Here is a 17,889-nt window from a genome sequence, read left to right on the forward strand (position 1 = left end):
CCGCCAACCTCCCGATAAACGGGGAGATCGAATGTTCTCCACCCCTCACCGCAATTCCACCCACACCGGCGCGTGGTCGCTGGCGCCGGGCTCGCCGCGCACTTCGCGGTCGATGCCTGCCCCGGCCAATCGGCGCGCCAGTTTCTTGGAGAGCAATATATGATCGAGCCGCAGGCCGGCGTCGCGCGGCCAGCGGTTGCGGCGATAATCCCAGAATGTGTAGAGCGTTTCTTTCGGGTGCTTCTTGCGCAGCGCATCGGTCCAGCCCTGGTCGAGCAGTGCTGCGAAAGCGGCGCGGCTTTCCGGCTGCACCAGCGCATTGTCGTCATAGGAGCGGGTCGGATAGATGTCGCGCGGCTCGGGCACGATGTTGTAGTCGCCGGCCAGCACTACCGGCAGCCCGGTGTCGAACAGTTCCGCCGCATGCGCGTTCAGGCGCTCGTGCCACGCCAGCTTGTAGGTGAATTTCGGACCGGGCTGCGGGTTGCCGTTCGGCGCATAGAGGCAGGCGATGACGATGCCGCTGACCGCTGCCTCGATGTAGCGGGCCTGGTTGTCGCTCTCGTCGCCGGGCAGTGCCTCGCGGATCAGAACGGGTTCTGAACCCCGCGCGAGTATGGCGACGCCGTTCCAGGTCGGCTGTCCCACCCATACCGCGCCATAGCCCGCAGCGGCGAGTGCTGTGCGCGGAAACTGCGTCTGCCTTGCCTTCAGCTCCTGCAGGCAGACGACGTCGGGCTTGGCGACAGACAGCCAGGCCAGCAGGTTTTGCAGCCGGCCGTTGATATTGTTGACGTTGAAGGTGGCGATCTTCATTGGGCGGATCAGCGCGCGATGCGCCTGGTCCATGCCTTGACCGCTTCGGCGAGCGTCTTCAGATGGTCGGCGGCGGAGAAGCCGGAGATGCTCTTGCGCGGCGTGAGGTCGTGGTCGCCGTCCTCCAGCCACAGCACCTCGATGCGGTCGGAGAGATCGTAGGTCGCGACCTCTTCCCTGGTTCCGAACTCGTCGCGTGTGCCTTGGAAAATCAACGTTGGCGTCTTCAGCGCGGCCAGATGCTTGGTGCGCAACTGCGTCGGTTTCCCCGGCGGATGGAAAGGATAGCCCAGGCAAAGCAACCCTGAAATCTCGCCCTTCGAGAACATCTCGTCGGCGATCATCGAGGCGACGCGGCCGCCCATCGACTTGCCGCCGATGATGAGCAGCCCCTTCACCCCCTTCGTCCTGAGGTCGGCGATCGCCTTGATGTATTCGGGATTCACCGTCTCGGCCCGCGGCGGCGGCTTGCGGTGGCCGTAGCGGCGGGCGGCCATGTAGTGGAATTCGAAGCGCGCGACGCGGAACCCGGCCTCGGCCAGTGCTTTTGCCGTGGCGGTCATCGAGGCCGAGTCCATCGGCGCCCCGGCGCCATGGGCAAGCAGGACGGTGATGGGGGCGGTTTCGGGCCCGTCGAAGAGGAAGGCGGTCATTGGGCGTACAACTCCAACGTTGACGACCCCTTCTCCCCTTGTGGGAGAAGGTGGCCGAGCAAAGCTCGGTCGGATGAGGGGTGTTGGACGGAGCGCCAACGCCTCATTTCTTCCAGCACCCCTCATCCGTCTCGGCGCTAACGCGCCAATCCACCTTCTCCCACAAGGGGAGAAGGGAGCGCCATCGCCTCACCCCGCCGACTTCTGCGCCAGTTGCAAATCGACGAACTGAATACCCTTGGTCGCCATGCGCGCCCATTCGGAATTGGCGTCGAGTTCGAGGTAGCGCGCCCAGTGGCGGCGCGCCTCGGCCAGGTTGCCGGCGTCGAACTCCAGCCTCGCAAGGTTGAACACCGCATCGGCATAATTGGCATCGAGCGCGATCGCCTTTTGCAGATGCCGTCGTGCCGAGGCCTCGCGGCCTTGCTCGGTCATCAGCCCGGCCAGATTGAACCAGGCCTCGACAAAGCCGGGGTCACACTTGATGGCGCGGGCATAGTCATGCGCAGCCTCATTCACGTGGCCGGAGGCGCGCAGGCAGTTGGCGCGGTTGAAGGCGGCGATGGCGTCGGTCGGGTCGATGGCCAAGCAGCGCTGGTAGAGTGCGGCCGCCTGCTCGTGGTCTTCAGCCTCTTCCGCGGCTTCAGCGTCGGCGAACAGTTCTTCCAGCGTGTCGTCATCCGGCGTCCCCAAGTCGAACAGCAGCTGGCCGTCGAGTTCGCTCTGGCCACCATCGAGATAGATCGCATCCGCGCGCCCGCGCTGTGAGCCGACATTCAGCGACTTGGCGGTGAGCGAAGCCACCGGGCCGGAGCGGTGCACCGAGCGCGCGATTGCGCCCCACGAGGCGCCGCCGGCGACCAGCCCGGCATATTTGCGGGCCAGGATCAGGTCGCGAAACGAATAGGGCTCGCAATCATGCTCGAAGGCATCGAAGAGACTGAGAAGGTCGAGGTCGGATGCGGCCAATCGCGACTGATCGAGAAGCGACTGCCGCGACAGGGCCGAGGCCTCCGGCGCCTTCATCAGCCCTAGCAGGCGCAAAAAACCGTTTTCGCTGATCAGCTTTCGGCCGGCCGCGCGCTCGGCCGCGACGCGGCGCTTGATCTCGGCATCCCCGGCCTTGGCGAGAAGTGTGCGGCCGAACACCACATGGCTAGTGCGACGTGTGACGCCGCGCCTTAACTGGCCGTGCTGGCGTTCAACCTCGCGCGCCGCCAGCCTTAGTGGAAACGCCGCCAGCGCGCCGATGGCGCCGAAGACGGTGCCGGCAAGCGCCGTCACGCCTTGCTCTTGCCGACGGCCTTCAGCAAATTGGCCTTGAGCGGATTTTCCTTGGGTGCGGCCTTGCCCTTGGCGGCAGGCTTTGCCGCCTCATCGGCCTTGCTCTTCGACTTGGCCGGCGGCTTGGCCGATTGCGACAGGCTGGCCTTCAGCGCATCCATCAGGTTGATCACGTTGCCGCGCTCGGGGGCGGCCGCGATGATCGGCTTGTGGCCCTTGAGCTTCTCGCGGATCATCGCCATCAGCGCGATCTCGTAGCGATCCTCATAGTTCTTCGGGTCGAAGGTGGTTTCCTTCTGCTTGATCAGCGCTTCCGCGAGCTGCAGCATTTCCGGGTCGGGCTTGCCGGCCGGGATGTTGCCGAAATATTCGGCCGTACCGCGCACTTCATTCGGGTTCCTCAAGGTGCAGACGAACATGCCGTTCTCGCGCGCGCCGATCGTCACGACGCGCTCGCGGCTGGACAGCACCAGCCGCGCGATCGCCAGCTTGCCCGACTTGCGCATCGCTTCGCGGAGCACGGCGAAGGTTTCCTCCGCCATTGCGCCATCGGGCGCCAGATAATAGGGCGCGTCCTGGTAGATGACGTCGACCGAATGCTCGTCGACGAAGGCTTCGATGTTCATCGTGTGGTTGGATTCGATGCGCACCGCCTCGAGGTCGGCATCATCGATGATGATGTACTGCTTATCTTCGTATTCGTAGCCCTTGACCAGATCCGAGCGCTCGACCAGCCCGAGCTCGGGATCGACCGGCTTCATATTGATGCGGTTGTGGGTGTCCTTGTGCAGCTGATTGAAGCTGATCCGCTCGCTGGCACTCGTCGCCGGATACAGCCGGACCGGGCAGCTGACGAGACTGAGCTTGAGGTAACCTTTCCAACTTGCCCTGGGCGCCATGAAACTCTCCTACGCGGCCGTGCACTGTCGAGATGTTCGCAGCGCTTCGTCCAAAGGACGAACGACGCTGCGCAAAACCTACTTCGCCCTCACAATACCGGCAAATCCCTAGCGAAATCTTCCATGTTGGCCCAGGGATCGCCGGAGGTGGCCAGAAGGCCCGGCAGCGAAGAATAATTCAAATCTTCCGGAGCGTCGATGGATTCCAGATCGGACCAACTCACCGGCGTGGAGGCCGGCAGGTTGGTGCGGGCGCGCAGCGAATAAGGTGCCGCCGAGGTGTGGCCGCGAGCATTGCGATGATAATCGATGAAGATGCGCCGTTTGCGGTTGGCCTTGCCCATGGTGGTGGTGAAGATGTCGGGCGCGGAGGCGGCCAATGCCGAGGAAATGGCGCTGGTCGCCTGGTGCAGTTTCTTCCAGTTCTGTTTTTGCGTTACCGGCACGGTGATGTGTATGCCCTTGCCGCCCGACGTTTTCGCGAACGGCATCAGCCCCATCGCCTCCAGCTCGGCGCGGATATGCACTGCCGCCTCGACCACCTCGCGCCAGCTAATCCCCTCGCCCGGGTCGAGGTCGAGAACGATCAGGTCCGGTCTGTCTAGCCGCGTGCGGTGAGTGCCCCAGGTGTGGAACTCGACGACGCCGAACTGCGCCAGCGCCAGATAGCCCTTGGCATCTTCCACCGACAGATAGGATTTAGTCTCGCCCTCGGAATTGGTCGTCTCGAAGGTCGCCACCGATGAAGGCATGCCGGTGAAGGCATGGCGCTGGAAGAAACAGTCCTGCGGCTTGCCGGTCGGGCAGCGCACCAGCGACACCGGGCGGCCGAGGATGTGCGGCAGCATGAAGTCGCCGACCAGCGCGTAGTAGACGGCGATGTCGAGCTTGGTCGGTCCGGTTTTGCCGAACAAGCGCCGCGTCGGATTGGTCACCCAGATTGTGGCGAGATCGGCTTCCGCAATCAGCCGCTTGCGCTTGGCCGACACCGGCGTCGATAGGCCGACGTCGCGCAATCCGCGGAACACCGCATGGCGCAGCGCATTATCGGTGGTCCGGTTGGCATAGTGGATATGGGCCGAAAGCAGTGGCCGCACCCAGTTCATCTCGCGCATGATCTCGCGCGGAACCCCTTCGGGTGCAGACGCGCCGGCGCGCAAGGGCTCCAGCCGCGCCAGCAGGTCGGCGGCGGTGGCGGCGTCGAAGCCGGTGCCGACCTTGCCGCGATAGTGCAGTTCGCCATCCTCGAATTCGCCCAGGCCGAGTGCGGCCAATCCCTCGGCTGCATCGGAGGTGGTATAGCCGGCGATGATGAAGTCGCCGTTCTTCAGCGCCTTGATCTTGGTCCAGGTCTTGGTGCGGCCGCTCTGGTAGATGGCCGTTGCGCGCTTGGAGACGACGCCTTCTAGTCCCATCTCGGAAGCCTGGGCGTAGAGCGCCTGGCCATCGCCTTCGACGTGGTCGCTGAACTGGATGGCGGAGTTGGCGCCCAAGCCGGACAGCAATTGCGACAGCAGCGCCTTGCGCCGGCCGAGCGGCGCTTTTCTCAGGTCCCAGCCGCCGAGATGCAAGAGATCGAAGGCGTAGAAGTGGAGCTTGTTGCCGGCGCCTTCGGCCAGCGCGTCCTGCAAAAGAGCGAAGCGGCTGATGCCCTTGGCGTCGAGCACGACGATCTCGCCATCGATAACAGCCTCACGGCATGGCAGCCTGGCGAAGGCATGCGGCAGGTCGCCATAGCGCCTGGTCCAGTCGAGACCGGCGCGTGTGATCAGCCGCACCTCGCCCTCAGCCAGATGCGCCATGGTGCGATAACCGTCGAACTTGATTTCGTGCAGCCACTCCTCCCGGGTGTCCACTCCATCCGGCGGCTTTGCCACGGTCGTCGCCAGTTGCGGTTCGATGCGGGCGGGCACCGGCGCCTTGACCGCGCCCGGCAGCGCACCGGGGTTCAGCGCCGCCGGCTTGGCAAGCTTGGCCGCCGGCTTCGATTTTTCCACCAGTTCCTCGATGCGTCTTCCCGATTTGACGCTTTCAGGCCGCGCGGCAAGAATGTCGAGCGCTGTATCGGCAGCGAGGTCGCGCTCCTTGAACAGCAGCCAGTTTTTCTTCCCATCGTCGCCCGGCCTCCCCTTCAGCCGCGCCAGCATCCAGCCGCCATTCAGCTTCTCGCCGGCGAGACGGAATTTGAACGAGCCGGTGCGCAAACTCTTTTCGACGTCGTCCATCGGCGCCCAGACGCCTGTGTCCCAGACGATCATCGGCCCGCCGCCATATTCGCCCTCGGGAATGACGCCTTCGAAGTCGATATATTCAAGCGGATGGTCCTCGGTCTCGACCGCCAGCCGCTTGTCGGCGGGATTGAGCGACGGGCCGCGAGGCACCGCCCAGCTCTTCAGCACACCTCCGACCTGCAGACGTAAATCATAATGGTCTGATGTAGCATGGTGTTTGTGCACGACGAAGCGATTGCCTTCTCCGGCAACCAGCCCGCCGACGGGTTCCGGCGTCTTGCTGAATTCGCGCTTGGCGCGATAGGCCTTGAGTTTCGGCGTCATTTCCGCATGCCAAGCCGGATGCGGCGGCTGCGCAAAAACAAGGACTTGACCCGCATCGCTTGAACCATTTTGTCAGCATGCGGCAGGCCGATGTCGTGCCTCGCACAGCTCAATCGTCGGTGGCCGGCGTCAATTCGAGCTCGGCCGGCGACAGACCCTGCTGGAGCTGGCTCAGCCGGAATTCGTCGACCCAATAGGCCTCGCCGTCGACGAGGACACGCGCTTTGTAGGCGCCGGCGGAAAAGCTCTGTGCGGTGATATAGACCTTGTGGCGGTCGAGCGCCTTGCGCACCGCGGCACGCTTGGAATTCTGGCTGGTGACGGAACTGGCCATGGACTCGCTCATACACACGCCGCCGCAGGAGATGGCGGCTGGCATAAGGATGGCCGAGACCGGGTGTCGTGTCAATTTGGGGTTTGATCGCCTCGCGTTCAGGCTACCCTTCCCAGCAGCCGGCGCGTCAGCTTTCGAATGCGCCGGTCGTCGAAGTCCGGCACCTCGCGCTCAGAGCCGGTGCCGGTCGCCTGACACTCACCGCGGCGATCGCCGTCCCGTGGTGTAATCCATCCGGCTTAATTGCCTCCCGCTTCCCCCGCGCCTAGCGTGTCTGCAATCGGACGGGTGGTGCAATGGCGCCTGGATCAACAGGCCGCAAATCCGAGCGCATGGGCTCGCTGGATCTGTTGCGGCTGGTCGCCGCTTTGGCTGTTCTATTCTTCCACTATTTTTTCCACGGATCCTACCTGCCGCCACTGCTGGTGCACGGCTACCCCGAAGCCGGCTCCCTCGCCATCTACGGCTACATGGGCGTCAATCTGTTTTTTCTGATCAGCGGTTTCGTCATCGCCTGGTCGGCCGAAGGCCGGGCCCTTCGTGGACGGTGTCTACTGGTCGATCGTACTTGAGATCGTCTTCTATGGCTGGGTCGCGATCGCTCTGTTCTTCGGCGTCTTCTCGCGATGGAAGCTGCAGCTCGTGGCGGCATGGCTGCTGATGTCCGTCCTCAACGAGTCGGTCGTCCACAGCACAGCCCTGCAGATGGTGTTCATCACGCAATACGCGCCGTATTTCGCCGGCGGCATCATCGCCCAGCACATTGTCGCCAAGGGTTCGTCCACCGAGGCGCTGCTGCTGCTCGCCGCGGCGTTCCTGCTGTCATGCAAGGAAGTGACCGCCGGCGCCGACTGGATGCAGGCTCATTTCGGATTTGCGCCGCCGCTTTCAAATCTGCTTGCCGCAAATGTCATCGTCTATGCCCTGTTCGGCGGAGCTCTCCTGTTGCGTCGCCGCATCGCACCGACGCCACTGGTGCTTGTGCTGGGCGGGCTCACCTATCCACTCTACCTTCTGCATCAGAAAATCGGCACGCTCTGGCTCAACGCGCTGTCGCCGGAGGTCGGCCGGTGGGTCGCCCTCGCAATCGTGCTGACGGCATTGCTGTCGGCCTCGTTCGTGATTTCATTCTTTATCGAAAAGCCAATACGCAAGCCTTTGATATCGTTGCTGCTGCCCCGGTTGAACATGATGGCAAGCAAACTCAGGCTGGATCGGCCGGCATAGATCGGGCGAGCCGCACCGATTCCTGCATTCGCTCCTGCGCTGCATCAACTTGCAGGCTGACGTCGATTGTCACGTTTTCAAGCGCTTCCTTGAAATCGAAGGCGGCGGGTCGTCAGCCGACGTAGGTCCGCGCCGTACCATCCTGAGACAGCGTGGACGTGACCCGGAAGATTTGCAGCAACCGGCCTTCGAAGAGGAACGGGTCATCTTCCTCTGACGCTCACGCGATCGTGCGCCCGGCCCAGAGTCCGAGCGACTGTGGAAACTGAGCGGGAGCTCTATATGGTCCTGACGCAATAGTCCTGACGTACACGAACCCCGACACTATCCGGAGATCTCATCCATGACCTTGAGCACACGCAAGCTCGGCAGCCAGGGGCTGCAGGTATCGGTGATCGGCCTCGGCTGCATGGGCATGAGCCAGTCCTACGGCCCGGCCGACGAGGCGGAATCGATCGCCACCCTGCACCGCGCCATCGAACTCGGCTGCACCTTCCTCGATACGGCGGAAGTCTATGGCCCGCACACCAATGAGGAACTGCTCGGCCGCGCGCTGAAGGGCCGGCGCGACGAGGTGACGATCGCCACCAAGTTCGGCTTCCGTATCGAAAACGGCAAGCAGATCGGCACCGACCGCGACAGCCGGCCGGAGCATATCCGCGAGGCGGTGGACGGTTCGCTCCGCCGGCTCGCAACCGACCATATCGACCTGCTCTATCAGCACCGCGTCGACCCAGCGGTGCCGATCGAGGATGTGGCGGGTGCTGTCGGCAAACTAATCACTGAAGGCAAGGTGCGCTTCTTCGGCCTGTCGGAAGCGGGTGCGGCCAACATCCGCCGCGCGCACGCCGTGCTTCCGGTATCAGCGGTGCAGAGCGAATATTCGCTGTGGGAACGCAACCTCGAACCGGAGATTATCCCGCTGCTGAGCGAACTCGGCATCGGCCTGGTGCCGTTCGCGCCGCTTGGCCGCGGCTTCCTCACCGGCGACGTCAAGCGCGCTGAGGATTATCCGGAAGGCGATTACCGCCGCGGCGACCCGCGCTATCAGGGCGCCAACTACGAAGCCAATGTGCAGGCGGCCGCGGTTGTCCGCGACATCGCGGCGGCCAAGGGCGTGAAGCCGGGCCAGATCGCGCTGGCCTGGCTGCTGCACAAGGGCGGCGATTTCGGGCTGGACATCGTGCCGATCCCCGGCACCAAGCGCAGAAAATACCTTGAGGAGAACGTCGCCGCTGCTTCCCTCCAGCTTGACACCGTCGCAATGCAGGCGCTCGACGACGCGCTGGCGCCGGGCAAGGTCTCGGGTGAGCGCTACAACGAACGCGTGATGGTCACGATCGATCGTTGATCTTCCCTTCTCCCCTGTGGGAGAAGGTGGCCGAGCGAAGCTCGGTCGGATGAGGGATGCTGGACGGATCGCCACATTGGAGACGTAATCGCCTAAATTCTTCGATATTTTCACGCCGCGTTCCCAACACTCCTCATCCGGCTTGGCGCTGCGCGCCGATCGACCTTCCCACAAGGGGGAAGGACAGCACCCAGTTCTTGCGCAAACCTCCGGCCTTGGCTAGCATCCGCCCGCCGGCGCCGAGCGGAGGAGAACGTCGCGGTGGACCGGCTGGAGCGCCGTTGCGTCCCCTTGGGCGCTCAAAGGACACTCCATTTCTAGATCGACGCATGAACCTGCCGGAGACCCATTCCGGTTTTCGAGGTCGTGCGCGCATGTGGAGGAGACTAAATTGATGAACAGACGTGAGTTCCTACTGTCGTCCGTGGCGATGGGCACATTGGCGCTGGCCGCGCCGCAACTGGCTTTCGCCCAGGACAAGCTGACTATCCTAGGGTCGGTGCCGAGCCTCGGCTTTCCGTTCTTCGTTCACATGCTGAACCAGATCAAGGCGGAGGCGCAGGCGCAAGGCGTCAACCTGACCGAGAGCGACGGCCAGAATTCGGCGCCCAAGCAGACCGCCGATATCGAGGCCGCACTTGTGCAGAAGGTCGACGCCATCGTCATCTCGCCGCTCGACGTCAACGCGCTGGCGCCGGCCATAGAGCAGGCGGTCCAGGCCGGCATTCCGGTCGTCACCATCGACCGCCGCGTCGACGGCGTCGAAGGCATCCTCGCCCATGTCGGCGCCGACAATGTCAAGGGCGGCGAGGCCGAAGCGCAGGCCATGGTGGCGGCGTTCCCGAACGGCGCCAAGATCTTCCATTTGCAGGGCCAGCCAGGTGCTGGGCCCGCGATCGACCGCAACAAGGGCGTGCACAATGTTCTCGATCCGCTGAAGGACAAGTTCCAGATCGTCTTCGAGCAGACCGCCAACTTCGCCCGCGCCGAGGCGCTGTCCGTCACCGAGGCCGGCCTTGCCGCCAACGGCAAGCCCGATGCGATCATCTGTGCCAATGATGACATGGCGCTTGGCGCGGTCGAAGCCTGCGCGGCGCGCAATTTCACCGACGTCAAGATCTACGGCTTCGATGCGCTTCCCGAAGCGCTGGTCGCCGTGCGCGACGGCAAGCTGGCCGGCACCGTCGAACAATTCCCCGGCGAGCAGTCGCGCACCGCGGTGCAGATCGCCGTCGCCTATGCCAGGGACAAGACCGAGCCCAAGGAAAAGCTCGTACTGCTGACGCCGATCGTCATCGGCAAGGACAATCTCGACAAGGCAGAAAGGCTGGGTGAGACGAAGTAGGGAGACGCCGAGGGCGCGCATAGCGGCAAAAGTAGCGTTCTGCCGCGCCCCCCTCTGCCCTGCCGGGCATCTCCCCCACTTGGGGGGAGATTGGCAGCTTCGACGCCGGCGCTCCCCCTGCAACGTTGGTGATTGGCGAAACCAGTGATGAAGGCGCAATCTCCCCCTTTGTGGGGGAGATGCCAAGTGGTGGCAAGAGGGCAGGACAGAGGGGGCGCTGTCCCGCCAACCTTGTGTAACAATCGGAACGATCGATCTTATCTTTCAGGGAGGATTTTTTGTCTCCAGCCGAAGCCGCAGCGCCGTCGCCATCGCCCCCGCTCCTCGCCGTCGAGGGCGTGACCAAGCGCTTTGCCGGCGTCACCGCGCTCAGCGACGTCTCGCTCGAGGTTCGGCCCGGCGAAATCCTCGGCCTGCTCGGCGAGAACGGCGCCGGCAAGTCGACGCTGCTCAAGATCCTGTCCGGCGTGATGCCGCCTTCCAGCGGCCGCATCGTCTTCGACGGCGTCGAATTCAATCCGCACAATCCGCAGGATGCCAAGCGCCTCGGCATCGTCACCATCTACCAGGAACTGAGCCTGATCCCGACGCTCACCGTGGCGGAGAACATCTTCATCGGCCGCGCGCCGCTCGGGCCGCTCGGCCTGGTCAGCTGGCGGAAGATGGAGGAGGACTCCCGCGCGATCATCGCCCGCGTCGGCCTGAATATCGATCCGGCGACACCGGTGTCGGCACTGTCGGTGGCCGAGCAGCAGCTGGTCGAGATCGCCCGCGCGCTGTCGCTGAAGAGCCGCCTCATCATCATGGACGAGCCGACCTCGGCGCTGACCGAAACCGAAGTGCAGAAGCTGATGTCGATCATGGGCCGGCTGCGCAAGGACGGCGTCGCCATCATGTTCGTCACCCACCGGCTGGAAGAGGCCTCTGCCATCTGCGACCGCATGACGGTGCTGCGCGACGGCAGGCTGGCCGGCCATCTCGACCGCGACGGCGGGCCGATCAAACTGCCGAAAATCATCGAGAAGATGGTCGGCCGCGCTGCATCCGAGCTTTACGCCAGACCGACGCTGCGCGACGTCGCCGGCGACGTCAGGCTCTCCGTGCGCGGCCTGCGCACAGTGCGCGATCCGCAGGCGCCGCACGCCATCGTGCTCGAAGGCGTCGACCTCGATCTCAAGGCAGGCGAGATTCTCGGGGTCGCCGGCCTCGTCGGCTCCGGCCGCACTGAGCTCGCCCGTGCCATCTTCGGCGCCGACCGCATCGCCGCCGGCACCATCACGCTCGACGGCAAGCCGATCGCACCTGAAACACCCGCCGACGCCATCGCGCTCGGCATTGGCCTGGTGCCGGAAGACCGCAAGCACCAGGCGATCTTCGCCACCCTCGGCATCCTGACCAATTTTTCTATCGCCGCGCTCGGCCGCTACTCCAACACGGCCGGCTTCATGGCCGAGAGGCGCGAACGCGAGGCGCTGGCAAGCTACAGAAAGACGCTGTCGATCCGCATGGCCTCGCCCGAGCAGCCCATAGAGGGGCTGTCCGGCGGCAATCAGCAGAAGGTCATCCTCGCCCGCTGGCTGGCGCGCGACCCCAAGGTGCTGATCGTGGATGAACCAACGCGAGGCGTCGATGTCGGCGCCAAGGCCGAGGTACACCAGATCCTGGTGCACCTCGCCGCGCGCGGCATAGCCATCATGATGATCTCGTCCGAATTGCCCGAGGTGCTTGCCGTGTCGGACAGGATCGTCACCATGCGGCGCGGACGCATCACCGGCGAGATGCCCGGCATCGAGGCGACAGAGGAAAAACTGATGGAACTGATGGCGCTCGACCAAACGCAGGAAGCGACGCAATGACCAGCACGACCGAACCGAGCCAGCGCGGCGGCATCAATGTCGCGCGCCTGCTGATGAGCTTTGGCCCGCTGATGTTCCTGGCGCTGCTGATCGTCGTTTTTACCGTCCTGAAGCCGAGCTTCATCGACCCCATCAACATCTTCAACATCATGCGGCAGATCTCGATCACCGGCCTGATCGCGCTCGGCATGACCTTCGTCATCCTCACCGCCGGCATCGACCTGTCGGTCGGTTCGCTGCTGGCCTTTTGCGGCATGGTCGCGGCGGTGGTGGCCAAGGGCGGCACCGCCAACACGCTGTCGCTGTCGACGTCCGGCACGCAAGGCTATGGCTGGTTCGCAGCCCTTCTGGCTGCCGTCGTCGTCGGCGCCATGGCCGGCGGCGTCCAGGGCTTTGCCATCACCAGGCTGAAGGTGCCGCCTTTCGTCGTCACGCTCGGCGGTCTCACCGTCTTTCGCGGCCTGACGCTGACGATCTCCAATGGCGGCCCGATCTCCGGCTTCGATGCCTCGATGCGCTGGTTCGGCACCGGCCTGATCGGCCCGGTCCCTGTGCCGGCGATCATCTTCGCCGCGGCGGCGATCCTCTGCCACATCGTCTTGCGCTACACGCGCTACGGCCGCGCCGTCTACGCCGTCGGCGGCAATGCCGAAGCGGCACGGCTGTCCGGCCTGCGCGTCGACCGCATTTTGATCTCGGTCTATGTCATCGTCGGCTTCTTCGCCGGCCTTGCCGCCTTCGTGCTGTCGGCGAGGCTCAATTCCTCGGAAGCCGTCGCCGGCATCGGCTACGAGCTAACGGTGATCTCGGCGGTCGTCATCGGCGGCACCTCGCTATTCGGCGGCATTGGCTCGGTCGGCGGCACGGTGGTGGGTGCAGCACTGATCGGCGTGCTGCAGAACGGGCTGCAGTTCAACAACGTCTCGTCCTACACGCAAAGCATCGTCATCGGCCTGATCCTGATCCTCGCCGTGGCCTTCGACCGCTGGCTGAAATCGCGGGTAAGGCGGTGAGGATTGAGGATCCGGCGCAAAGCGATCTTACCTTCCCCCCTGTTGTGGGAGAAGGAAAAGGCGCGTTCACGCTGGCGCGTTCACACGCTGCGAACGCGTCCAATCGGCGACTGTTCCGCCTGCAACCGTAGAGCTCGTCTGCGGCGCGAGAAGATCGTTGCGGCGGGCGAACGCCACGAAGGTTGCCCGCGCCGTCTCGGCGTCGATCTCTCCCTCCATCGCGGCCCGGCAGGCTTTGGCGGCGATGTCGTGCGCGGCCGTCCGGCTCGCCGACGGCCAGTCGGACAGCAGCGCATAGGCCTCAGCCGCGCTTTCTATCTTGGTCGGGTTACCGAGGCCGGTGAGGATGGTGACCGGCTTTGCGAAAGAAGAACGATCCATGACACTCTCCTTTGGAAGCTCAACTGGCTCCTTTCGGGACTCAACTGTCCGGCCGCTGCGATCCTCAAGAACGGCCTGCGCGATGACAGCGCCGATCTGCGAATGCAACGCGGCCGGCTGCGGCGGCATGCTCGGCCGTGGCAGCAGCCGGTGCACCTTGGCGAGCGTCTCCAGCCAGGCCATTACGACAAGGGGCGGATGTTCACGCCCGTAGAGCCAGGCCTTTGCCTTAGCGACCGGATAGCCCGCCTCTTCGGCGAAATCGGTTTCCGACCACCTCAGCAGGCGCAGGCACTCACGCATCCGCGCCGCAATCATTTGCGCTCCTCCTTGTCGGCTCCCAATCGCTGGGCCGACAGGAACATCAGCGTGTAGGCTGCCTTGCGGCGATCCCAGCCGGCCGACTCGACCGCGTCCAACAATCCGTCGACTAGCGGCGCCAGCGCTGTTTTGCACTCCGTTTCATAGTTGAAATCGGTCCTGGAAAGAGTCGGCGCCGCGATCTTTCCAAAACTGTTCATCATGTCCATGGCAACACCTGCTTATGATCCGGGCAAGGCCGTGCCCGACTTCGCGTCGGCGGACACGGCCGTTTGTCCTTAGAAGCTGGCGTCAGAAGTCCATGCCGCCGCCGCCGGGCATCGCCGGAGCGGCCGCTTCCTTCTTCGGCTTCTCGGCCACCATCGCCTCGGTGGTCACCAGCAGGCCGGCAACAGAGGCGGCGCCCTGCAGCGCGGTGCGCACGACCTTGGCCGGATCGATGACGCCCTGTCCGTACAGGTCGCCGAACTCGTCGGTCTGCGCGTTCCAGCCATAGCCGAAGTCGGTTGTCTCGCGCAGCTTGCCGACGATGATCGAACCCTCCGCACCGGCGTTCTCGGCGATCTGGCGCACCGGCGCTTCGATGGCGCGACGCACGATATCGACACCGGTCTTCTGGTCGGGATTGTCAACGGCGACTTTATCGAGCGCCTTCGCCGCCCTGAGCAGCGCCACGCCGCCGCCGGGCAGGATACCCTCCTCGACCGCCGCGCGTGTGGCGTGCATGGCGTCGTCGACGCGATCCTTGCGCTCCTTGACCTCGATCTCGGTCGAGCCGCCCACGCGGATGACGGCGACACCGCCGGCGAGCTTGGCCAGCCGCTCCTGCAGCTTCTCGCGGTCGTAGTCGGAGGTGGTTTCCTCGATTTGCGCCTTGATCTGGTTGATGCGCGCCTGGATTTCATCCTTGCGGCCCGCACCGTCGACGATGGTGGTATTCTCCTTCTCGATCAGCACCTTCTTGGCGCGGCCGAGCATCTCCAATGTGACGTTCTCAAGCTTGATGCCGAGGTCTTCCGAGATCGCCGTGCCGCCGGTCAGGATGGCAATGTCTTCCAGCATAGCCTTGCGGCGGTCACCAAAGCCCGGCGCCTTGACGGCTGCAACCTTCAGGCCGCCGCGCAGCTTGTTGACGACCAGCGTCGCCAGCGCCTCCCCTTCGACGTCCTCGGCGATGATCAGCAGCGGCTTGCCGGATTGCACGGCGGCTTCGAGTACGGGAAGCATGGCCTGCAGATTGGACAGCTTCTTCTCGTGGATCAGCACATACGGTTCTTCGAGCTCGACGCGCATCTTGTCCTGGTTGGTGATGAAATAGGGGCTGAGATAGCCGCGGTCGAACTGCATGCCTTCGACCACTTCCAACTCAGTTTCGGCGGTCTTGGCTTCCTCGACGGTGATGACGCCCTCATTGCCGACCTTTTCCATCGCCTCGGCGAGGAAGCGGCCGATCTCGGCATCGCCGTTGGCCGAGATGGCGCCGACCTGGGCGATTTCGTCGTTCCTGGTCACCTTGCGGGCATTGGACTTGAGGTCGGCGACGATGGCGTCGACCGCCTTGTCGATGCCGCGCTTCAGGTCCATCGGGTTCATGCCGGCGGCGACCGCCTTGGCCCCTTCCCTGACGATGGCCTGAGCAAGAATTGTCGCGGTCGTGGTGCCATCGCCGGCGGTGTCGCTGGTCTTCGAGGCGACCTCGCGCACCATCTGCGCGCCCATGTTCTCGAACTTGTCCTCAAGCTCGATTTCCTTGGCGACGGTCACGCCATCCTTGGTGATGCGGGGGGCGCCGAATGACTTGTCGAAGACGACGTTGCGGCCCTTAGGACCGAGCGTCACCTTCACCGCATTGGCGAGGATATCGACCCCGCGCAGCATCTTTTCGCGGGCTTCGGTATGGAATTTCACTTCCTTGGCAGCCATTGGATAACTCCTTCAAACAGGCAGCTTTTCGTTGACTGGTTGCTCGTCCAGGCCCGCTCAGGCGGCCTTCTGCATCTTGTCGGTGGCTTCGATTACGCCCAACACGTCGCTTTCTTTCATGATGAGCAGGTCCTCGCCATTGAGCTTGATCTCAGTGCCCGACCATTTGCCGAACAGGATACGGTCGCCGACCTTGACGTCGAGCGGCTGCAACTGCCCGCTATCGTCGCGCGCGCCGGGACCGGCGGCGATGACCTCGCCTTCCTGCGGCTTCTCCTTGGCAGTGTCGGGAATGATGATGCCGCCCGCGGTCTTCTCGTCGACCTCGATGCGGCGGACCAGGATACGGTCATGCAATGGACGGAACGCCATGTCGTTCTCCTTATAGGACAAACAGATTTTCTTGGACCTCCCTTCGCAGCCGACCGGTACACCGGCCGATGCGACGGTGCGCGACTCCTGTTCAGGCAGCGCGCATATCGAGTTAGTCTGCCGATCCACGCATTCAAGAGGATGCCGAAAAAATTTTAGCACTCGCCGTGGTCGAGTGCCAACGCACTGTAATATTAACGCTATTCCAGGACTTGAAACGACGGACGCAGCTTGAAATCGCGGCGCAACCTTCCGACTTCGTCGTCGATCCCGGCACCGCCTGCCGGCGGCCGGAACCGATGAGGAAGCGGAGGCGTTTTTCCATGCGCAGGATGGACGCCTGAACGATCGAAAAGGAGATGGCATGGTCAGCAATGAATTCCAGGTCAGCAACGCGTTCCGGCTCCAGATACAGGGTTTTGGCCTGACGACGGCCGAGATCCATTATCGTCTTCCCGATTATCGGAACCTGCTGCAGCTCTTCATCTGGCAGGAATACGACATCGCCCCGGATTTCCCGACGCTGAAGCATTTCCTCGAATATTGGGAGCGTGAGGTCGAAGGCCCGCTGCATTCCGTGCGCGTCGCCCATCATCGTCTGATCCAGCCCTCTGAATGGCGGGCGGTGGGTGGCGTCATTACGCTCCAGTGACACAGGCAGAGGCGGCGCTCTTTTCATGAAGGCGCCCGCCTCTGCCGCATAGCGCGTCCGCGCCGACGCTCAGGTGGATTCGTTCAGGTGGATTGATGCTCAGGTGGATTTACGTCCCGTGACAAGCAGTCCGGCCGTGCGAGCCGCCTTGACGAACGCCGTGCGAGCCTCGCGGGCGGTGCGCCAGCCGTCGAGCGCGTCGCGGCAGGCGCGATAGGCTGCGCGCCAGCTCCGGCCGCGTGCCCGGACCGGCCACTGCTGCATGCATTCGATGGCTTCCCAGCTGCTGGCGACCTTGCGCTCTCCGACGGATTGGAGCTTCAGCGTGATCGGCTCGGAAAATGGGACGTCGTTCATCACTTCCTCCTTCTTTCTGTTTTCTGTTTTTTTGAGCAAGTAACATCCTCGAATAAGCAGGAGGCGGCCCGATCGGCGCCGGCAAACGAGATGGTTCGTCTGCCTGCGCGCTTCAAGACCTCCTGCCAGACCTGTCTCCCGCGCAGACGCAACGGCCGTCTACATGTCGTCGTCCGGCGGCTCGAGAAGCCCGATCAGCGTCGCCACCCTAGCCGACGGCAGGGGGCGGCCCTCGTTCACCAGCGCCTCATCGGCGCCGACCCAGGCAAAGGCCTCGCGCAACTCTTCGATCGTCGCGCCGGTCGAGACAATGTCGGCGATGACGGCGTCGTCCACCGGGCCCAGCACCGAAATGACCTCGTCGCGTGTCATGGTCATGGTATCCTCCATGCGGTGTGCCGGCGCGACCCTCAAATGAAGGTTGAAACCGCCATTACCAGCCACACTGTGGCAACAAAAAATCTGGCAGCGGGACAGAATCTGGGTCTTGATTTCGGGCTGGCAATAACCAAATCGAAATTGCCGGTTGCCGAATGGGACCGGCAGAACC

17 protein-coding genes and 1 pseudogene are annotated in these 17,889 nt (G+C 63.9%); 6 read left to right on the forward strand and 12 right to left on the reverse strand.

All coding sequences use genetic code 11. The annotated features are described in order from the left end of the window. Nucleotides 1-45: 45 nt before the first annotated feature. The 6 genes from ACWTU7_RS18980 to ACWTU7_RS19005 form a co-directional block, all read right to left on the reverse strand. Entirely contained in the window at nucleotides 46-816 is a 771-nt protein-coding gene (locus ACWTU7_RS18980) for an exodeoxyribonuclease III (protein WP_455839603.1), read from the reverse strand. Nucleotides 817-824: 8 nt separating this feature from the next. Next, on the reverse strand, nucleotides 825-1,469 hold the full coding sequence (locus tag ACWTU7_RS18985) for an alpha/beta hydrolase family protein (protein ID WP_455839529.1): 645 nt from the start codon (nucleotides 1,467-1,469) through the stop codon (nucleotides 825-827). Between the two features lie 189 nt (nucleotides 1,470-1,658). Continuing rightward, nucleotides 1,659-2,753 carry a tetratricopeptide repeat protein gene (locus tag ACWTU7_RS18990; RefSeq protein WP_455839530.1) on the reverse strand — a complete coding sequence of 365 codons (1,095 nt, stop codon included), beginning with the start codon at nucleotides 2,751-2,753 and terminating at the stop codon, nucleotides 1,659-1,661. Beyond that, the gene (gene ku, locus ACWTU7_RS18995) at nucleotides 2,750-3,652 is read right to left on the reverse strand and encodes a non-homologous end joining protein Ku (protein ID WP_455839531.1); all 903 of its coding nucleotides are present in this window, start codon (nucleotides 3,650-3,652) and stop codon (nucleotides 2,750-2,752) included. Before ku ends, ACWTU7_RS18990 begins: the two co-directional genes overlap by 4 nt. Nucleotides 3,653-3,741: 89 nt before the next feature. Further along, nucleotides 3,742-6,207, reverse strand: coding sequence for a DNA ligase D (ligD, locus tag ACWTU7_RS19000; RefSeq protein WP_455839532.1), 2,466 nt, complete (start codon nucleotides 6,205-6,207; stop codon nucleotides 3,742-3,744). 109 nt (nucleotides 6,208-6,316) lie between these two features. After that, nucleotides 6,317-6,541, reverse strand: a complete 225-nt coding sequence (locus ACWTU7_RS19005) for a hypothetical protein (protein ID WP_029351283.1) — start codon at nucleotides 6,539-6,541, stop codon at nucleotides 6,317-6,319. A 332-nt stretch (nucleotides 6,542-6,873) separates the two neighbouring features. Here ACWTU7_RS19005 and ACWTU7_RS19010 point away from each other — a divergent pair. The 5 genes and pseudogenes from ACWTU7_RS19010 (at nucleotide 6,874) to ACWTU7_RS19030 (ending at nucleotide 13,333) form a co-directional block, all read left to right on the forward strand. Continuing rightward, a pseudogene (locus ACWTU7_RS19010) lies at nucleotides 6,874-7,768 on the forward strand (acyltransferase family protein). A gap of 343 nt (nucleotides 7,769-8,111) precedes the next feature. Further along, on the forward strand, nucleotides 8,112-9,119 hold the full coding sequence (locus tag ACWTU7_RS19015) for an aldo/keto reductase (RefSeq protein ID WP_455839533.1): 1,008 nt from the start codon (nucleotides 8,112-8,114) through the stop codon (nucleotides 9,117-9,119). Between the two features lie 394 nt (nucleotides 9,120-9,513). After that, nucleotides 9,514-10,464: a substrate-binding domain-containing protein gene (locus ACWTU7_RS19020; protein WP_029351280.1), complete on the forward strand. Its 951-nt coding sequence runs from the start codon at nucleotides 9,514-9,516 to the stop codon at nucleotides 10,462-10,464. A 278-nt stretch (nucleotides 10,465-10,742) separates the two neighbouring features. Next, on the forward strand, nucleotides 10,743-12,320 hold the full coding sequence (locus ACWTU7_RS19025) for a sugar ABC transporter ATP-binding protein (protein ID WP_455839534.1): 1,578 nt from the start codon (nucleotides 10,743-10,745) through the stop codon (nucleotides 12,318-12,320). Continuing rightward, nucleotides 12,317-13,333, forward strand: a complete 1,017-nt coding sequence (locus ACWTU7_RS19030) for an ABC transporter permease (protein WP_095520909.1) — start codon at nucleotides 12,317-12,319, stop codon at nucleotides 13,331-13,333. Before ACWTU7_RS19025 ends, ACWTU7_RS19030 begins: the two co-directional genes overlap by 4 nt. Before the next feature lie 66 nt (nucleotides 13,334-13,399). On the opposite strand, the gene ACWTU7_RS19035 is transcribed toward ACWTU7_RS19030, so the two are convergent. The 4 genes from ACWTU7_RS19035 to ACWTU7_RS19050 all read right to left on the reverse strand — a co-directional run bounded on the left by ACWTU7_RS19035 (nucleotide 13,400) and on the right by ACWTU7_RS19050 (nucleotide 16,330). After that, complete coding sequence (locus tag ACWTU7_RS19035; protein ID WP_455839535.1) at nucleotides 13,400-14,032, reverse strand: DUF982 domain-containing protein; 633 nt, start codon at nucleotides 14,030-14,032, stop codon at nucleotides 13,400-13,402. Further along, complete coding sequence (locus ACWTU7_RS19040; RefSeq protein ID WP_095520910.1) at nucleotides 14,029-14,244, reverse strand: hypothetical protein; 216 nt, start codon at nucleotides 14,242-14,244, stop codon at nucleotides 14,029-14,031. The genes ACWTU7_RS19035 and ACWTU7_RS19040 overlap by 4 nt, the downstream gene beginning before the upstream one ends. An 82-nt stretch (nucleotides 14,245-14,326) precedes the next feature. Next, nucleotides 14,327-15,958 carry a chaperonin GroEL gene (gene groL / locus ACWTU7_RS19045; RefSeq protein WP_455839536.1) on the reverse strand — a complete coding sequence of 544 codons (1,632 nt, stop codon included), beginning with the start codon at nucleotides 15,956-15,958 and terminating at the stop codon, nucleotides 14,327-14,329. A 57-nt stretch (nucleotides 15,959-16,015) separates the two neighbouring features. Then, nucleotides 16,016-16,330 (reverse strand): co-chaperone GroES, encoded by a 315-nt coding sequence (locus tag ACWTU7_RS19050; RefSeq protein ID WP_065009117.1) that lies wholly within the window; start codon nucleotides 16,328-16,330, stop codon nucleotides 16,016-16,018. A 364-nt stretch (nucleotides 16,331-16,694) separates the two neighbouring features. Between ACWTU7_RS19050 and ACWTU7_RS19055 the strand changes: the two genes are divergently transcribed. Next, nucleotides 16,695-16,982, forward strand: a complete 288-nt coding sequence (locus tag ACWTU7_RS19055) for an usg protein (RefSeq protein WP_455839537.1) — start codon at nucleotides 16,695-16,697, stop codon at nucleotides 16,980-16,982. 99 nt (nucleotides 16,983-17,081) lie between these two features. Here ACWTU7_RS19055 and ACWTU7_RS19060 read toward each other — a convergent pair whose 3' ends face one another. After that, nucleotides 17,082-17,339, reverse strand: coding sequence for a DUF982 domain-containing protein (locus ACWTU7_RS19060; RefSeq protein ID WP_455839538.1), 258 nt, complete (start codon nucleotides 17,337-17,339; stop codon nucleotides 17,082-17,084). A gap of 159 nt (nucleotides 17,340-17,498) precedes the next feature. Then, nucleotides 17,499-17,717, reverse strand: coding sequence for a hypothetical protein (locus tag ACWTU7_RS19065; protein WP_455839539.1), 219 nt, complete (start codon nucleotides 17,715-17,717; stop codon nucleotides 17,499-17,501). Nucleotides 17,718-17,889: the final 172 nt, after the last annotated feature.

The sequence above is a fragment of the Mesorhizobium sp. BHscii genome, assembly GCF_053848065.1.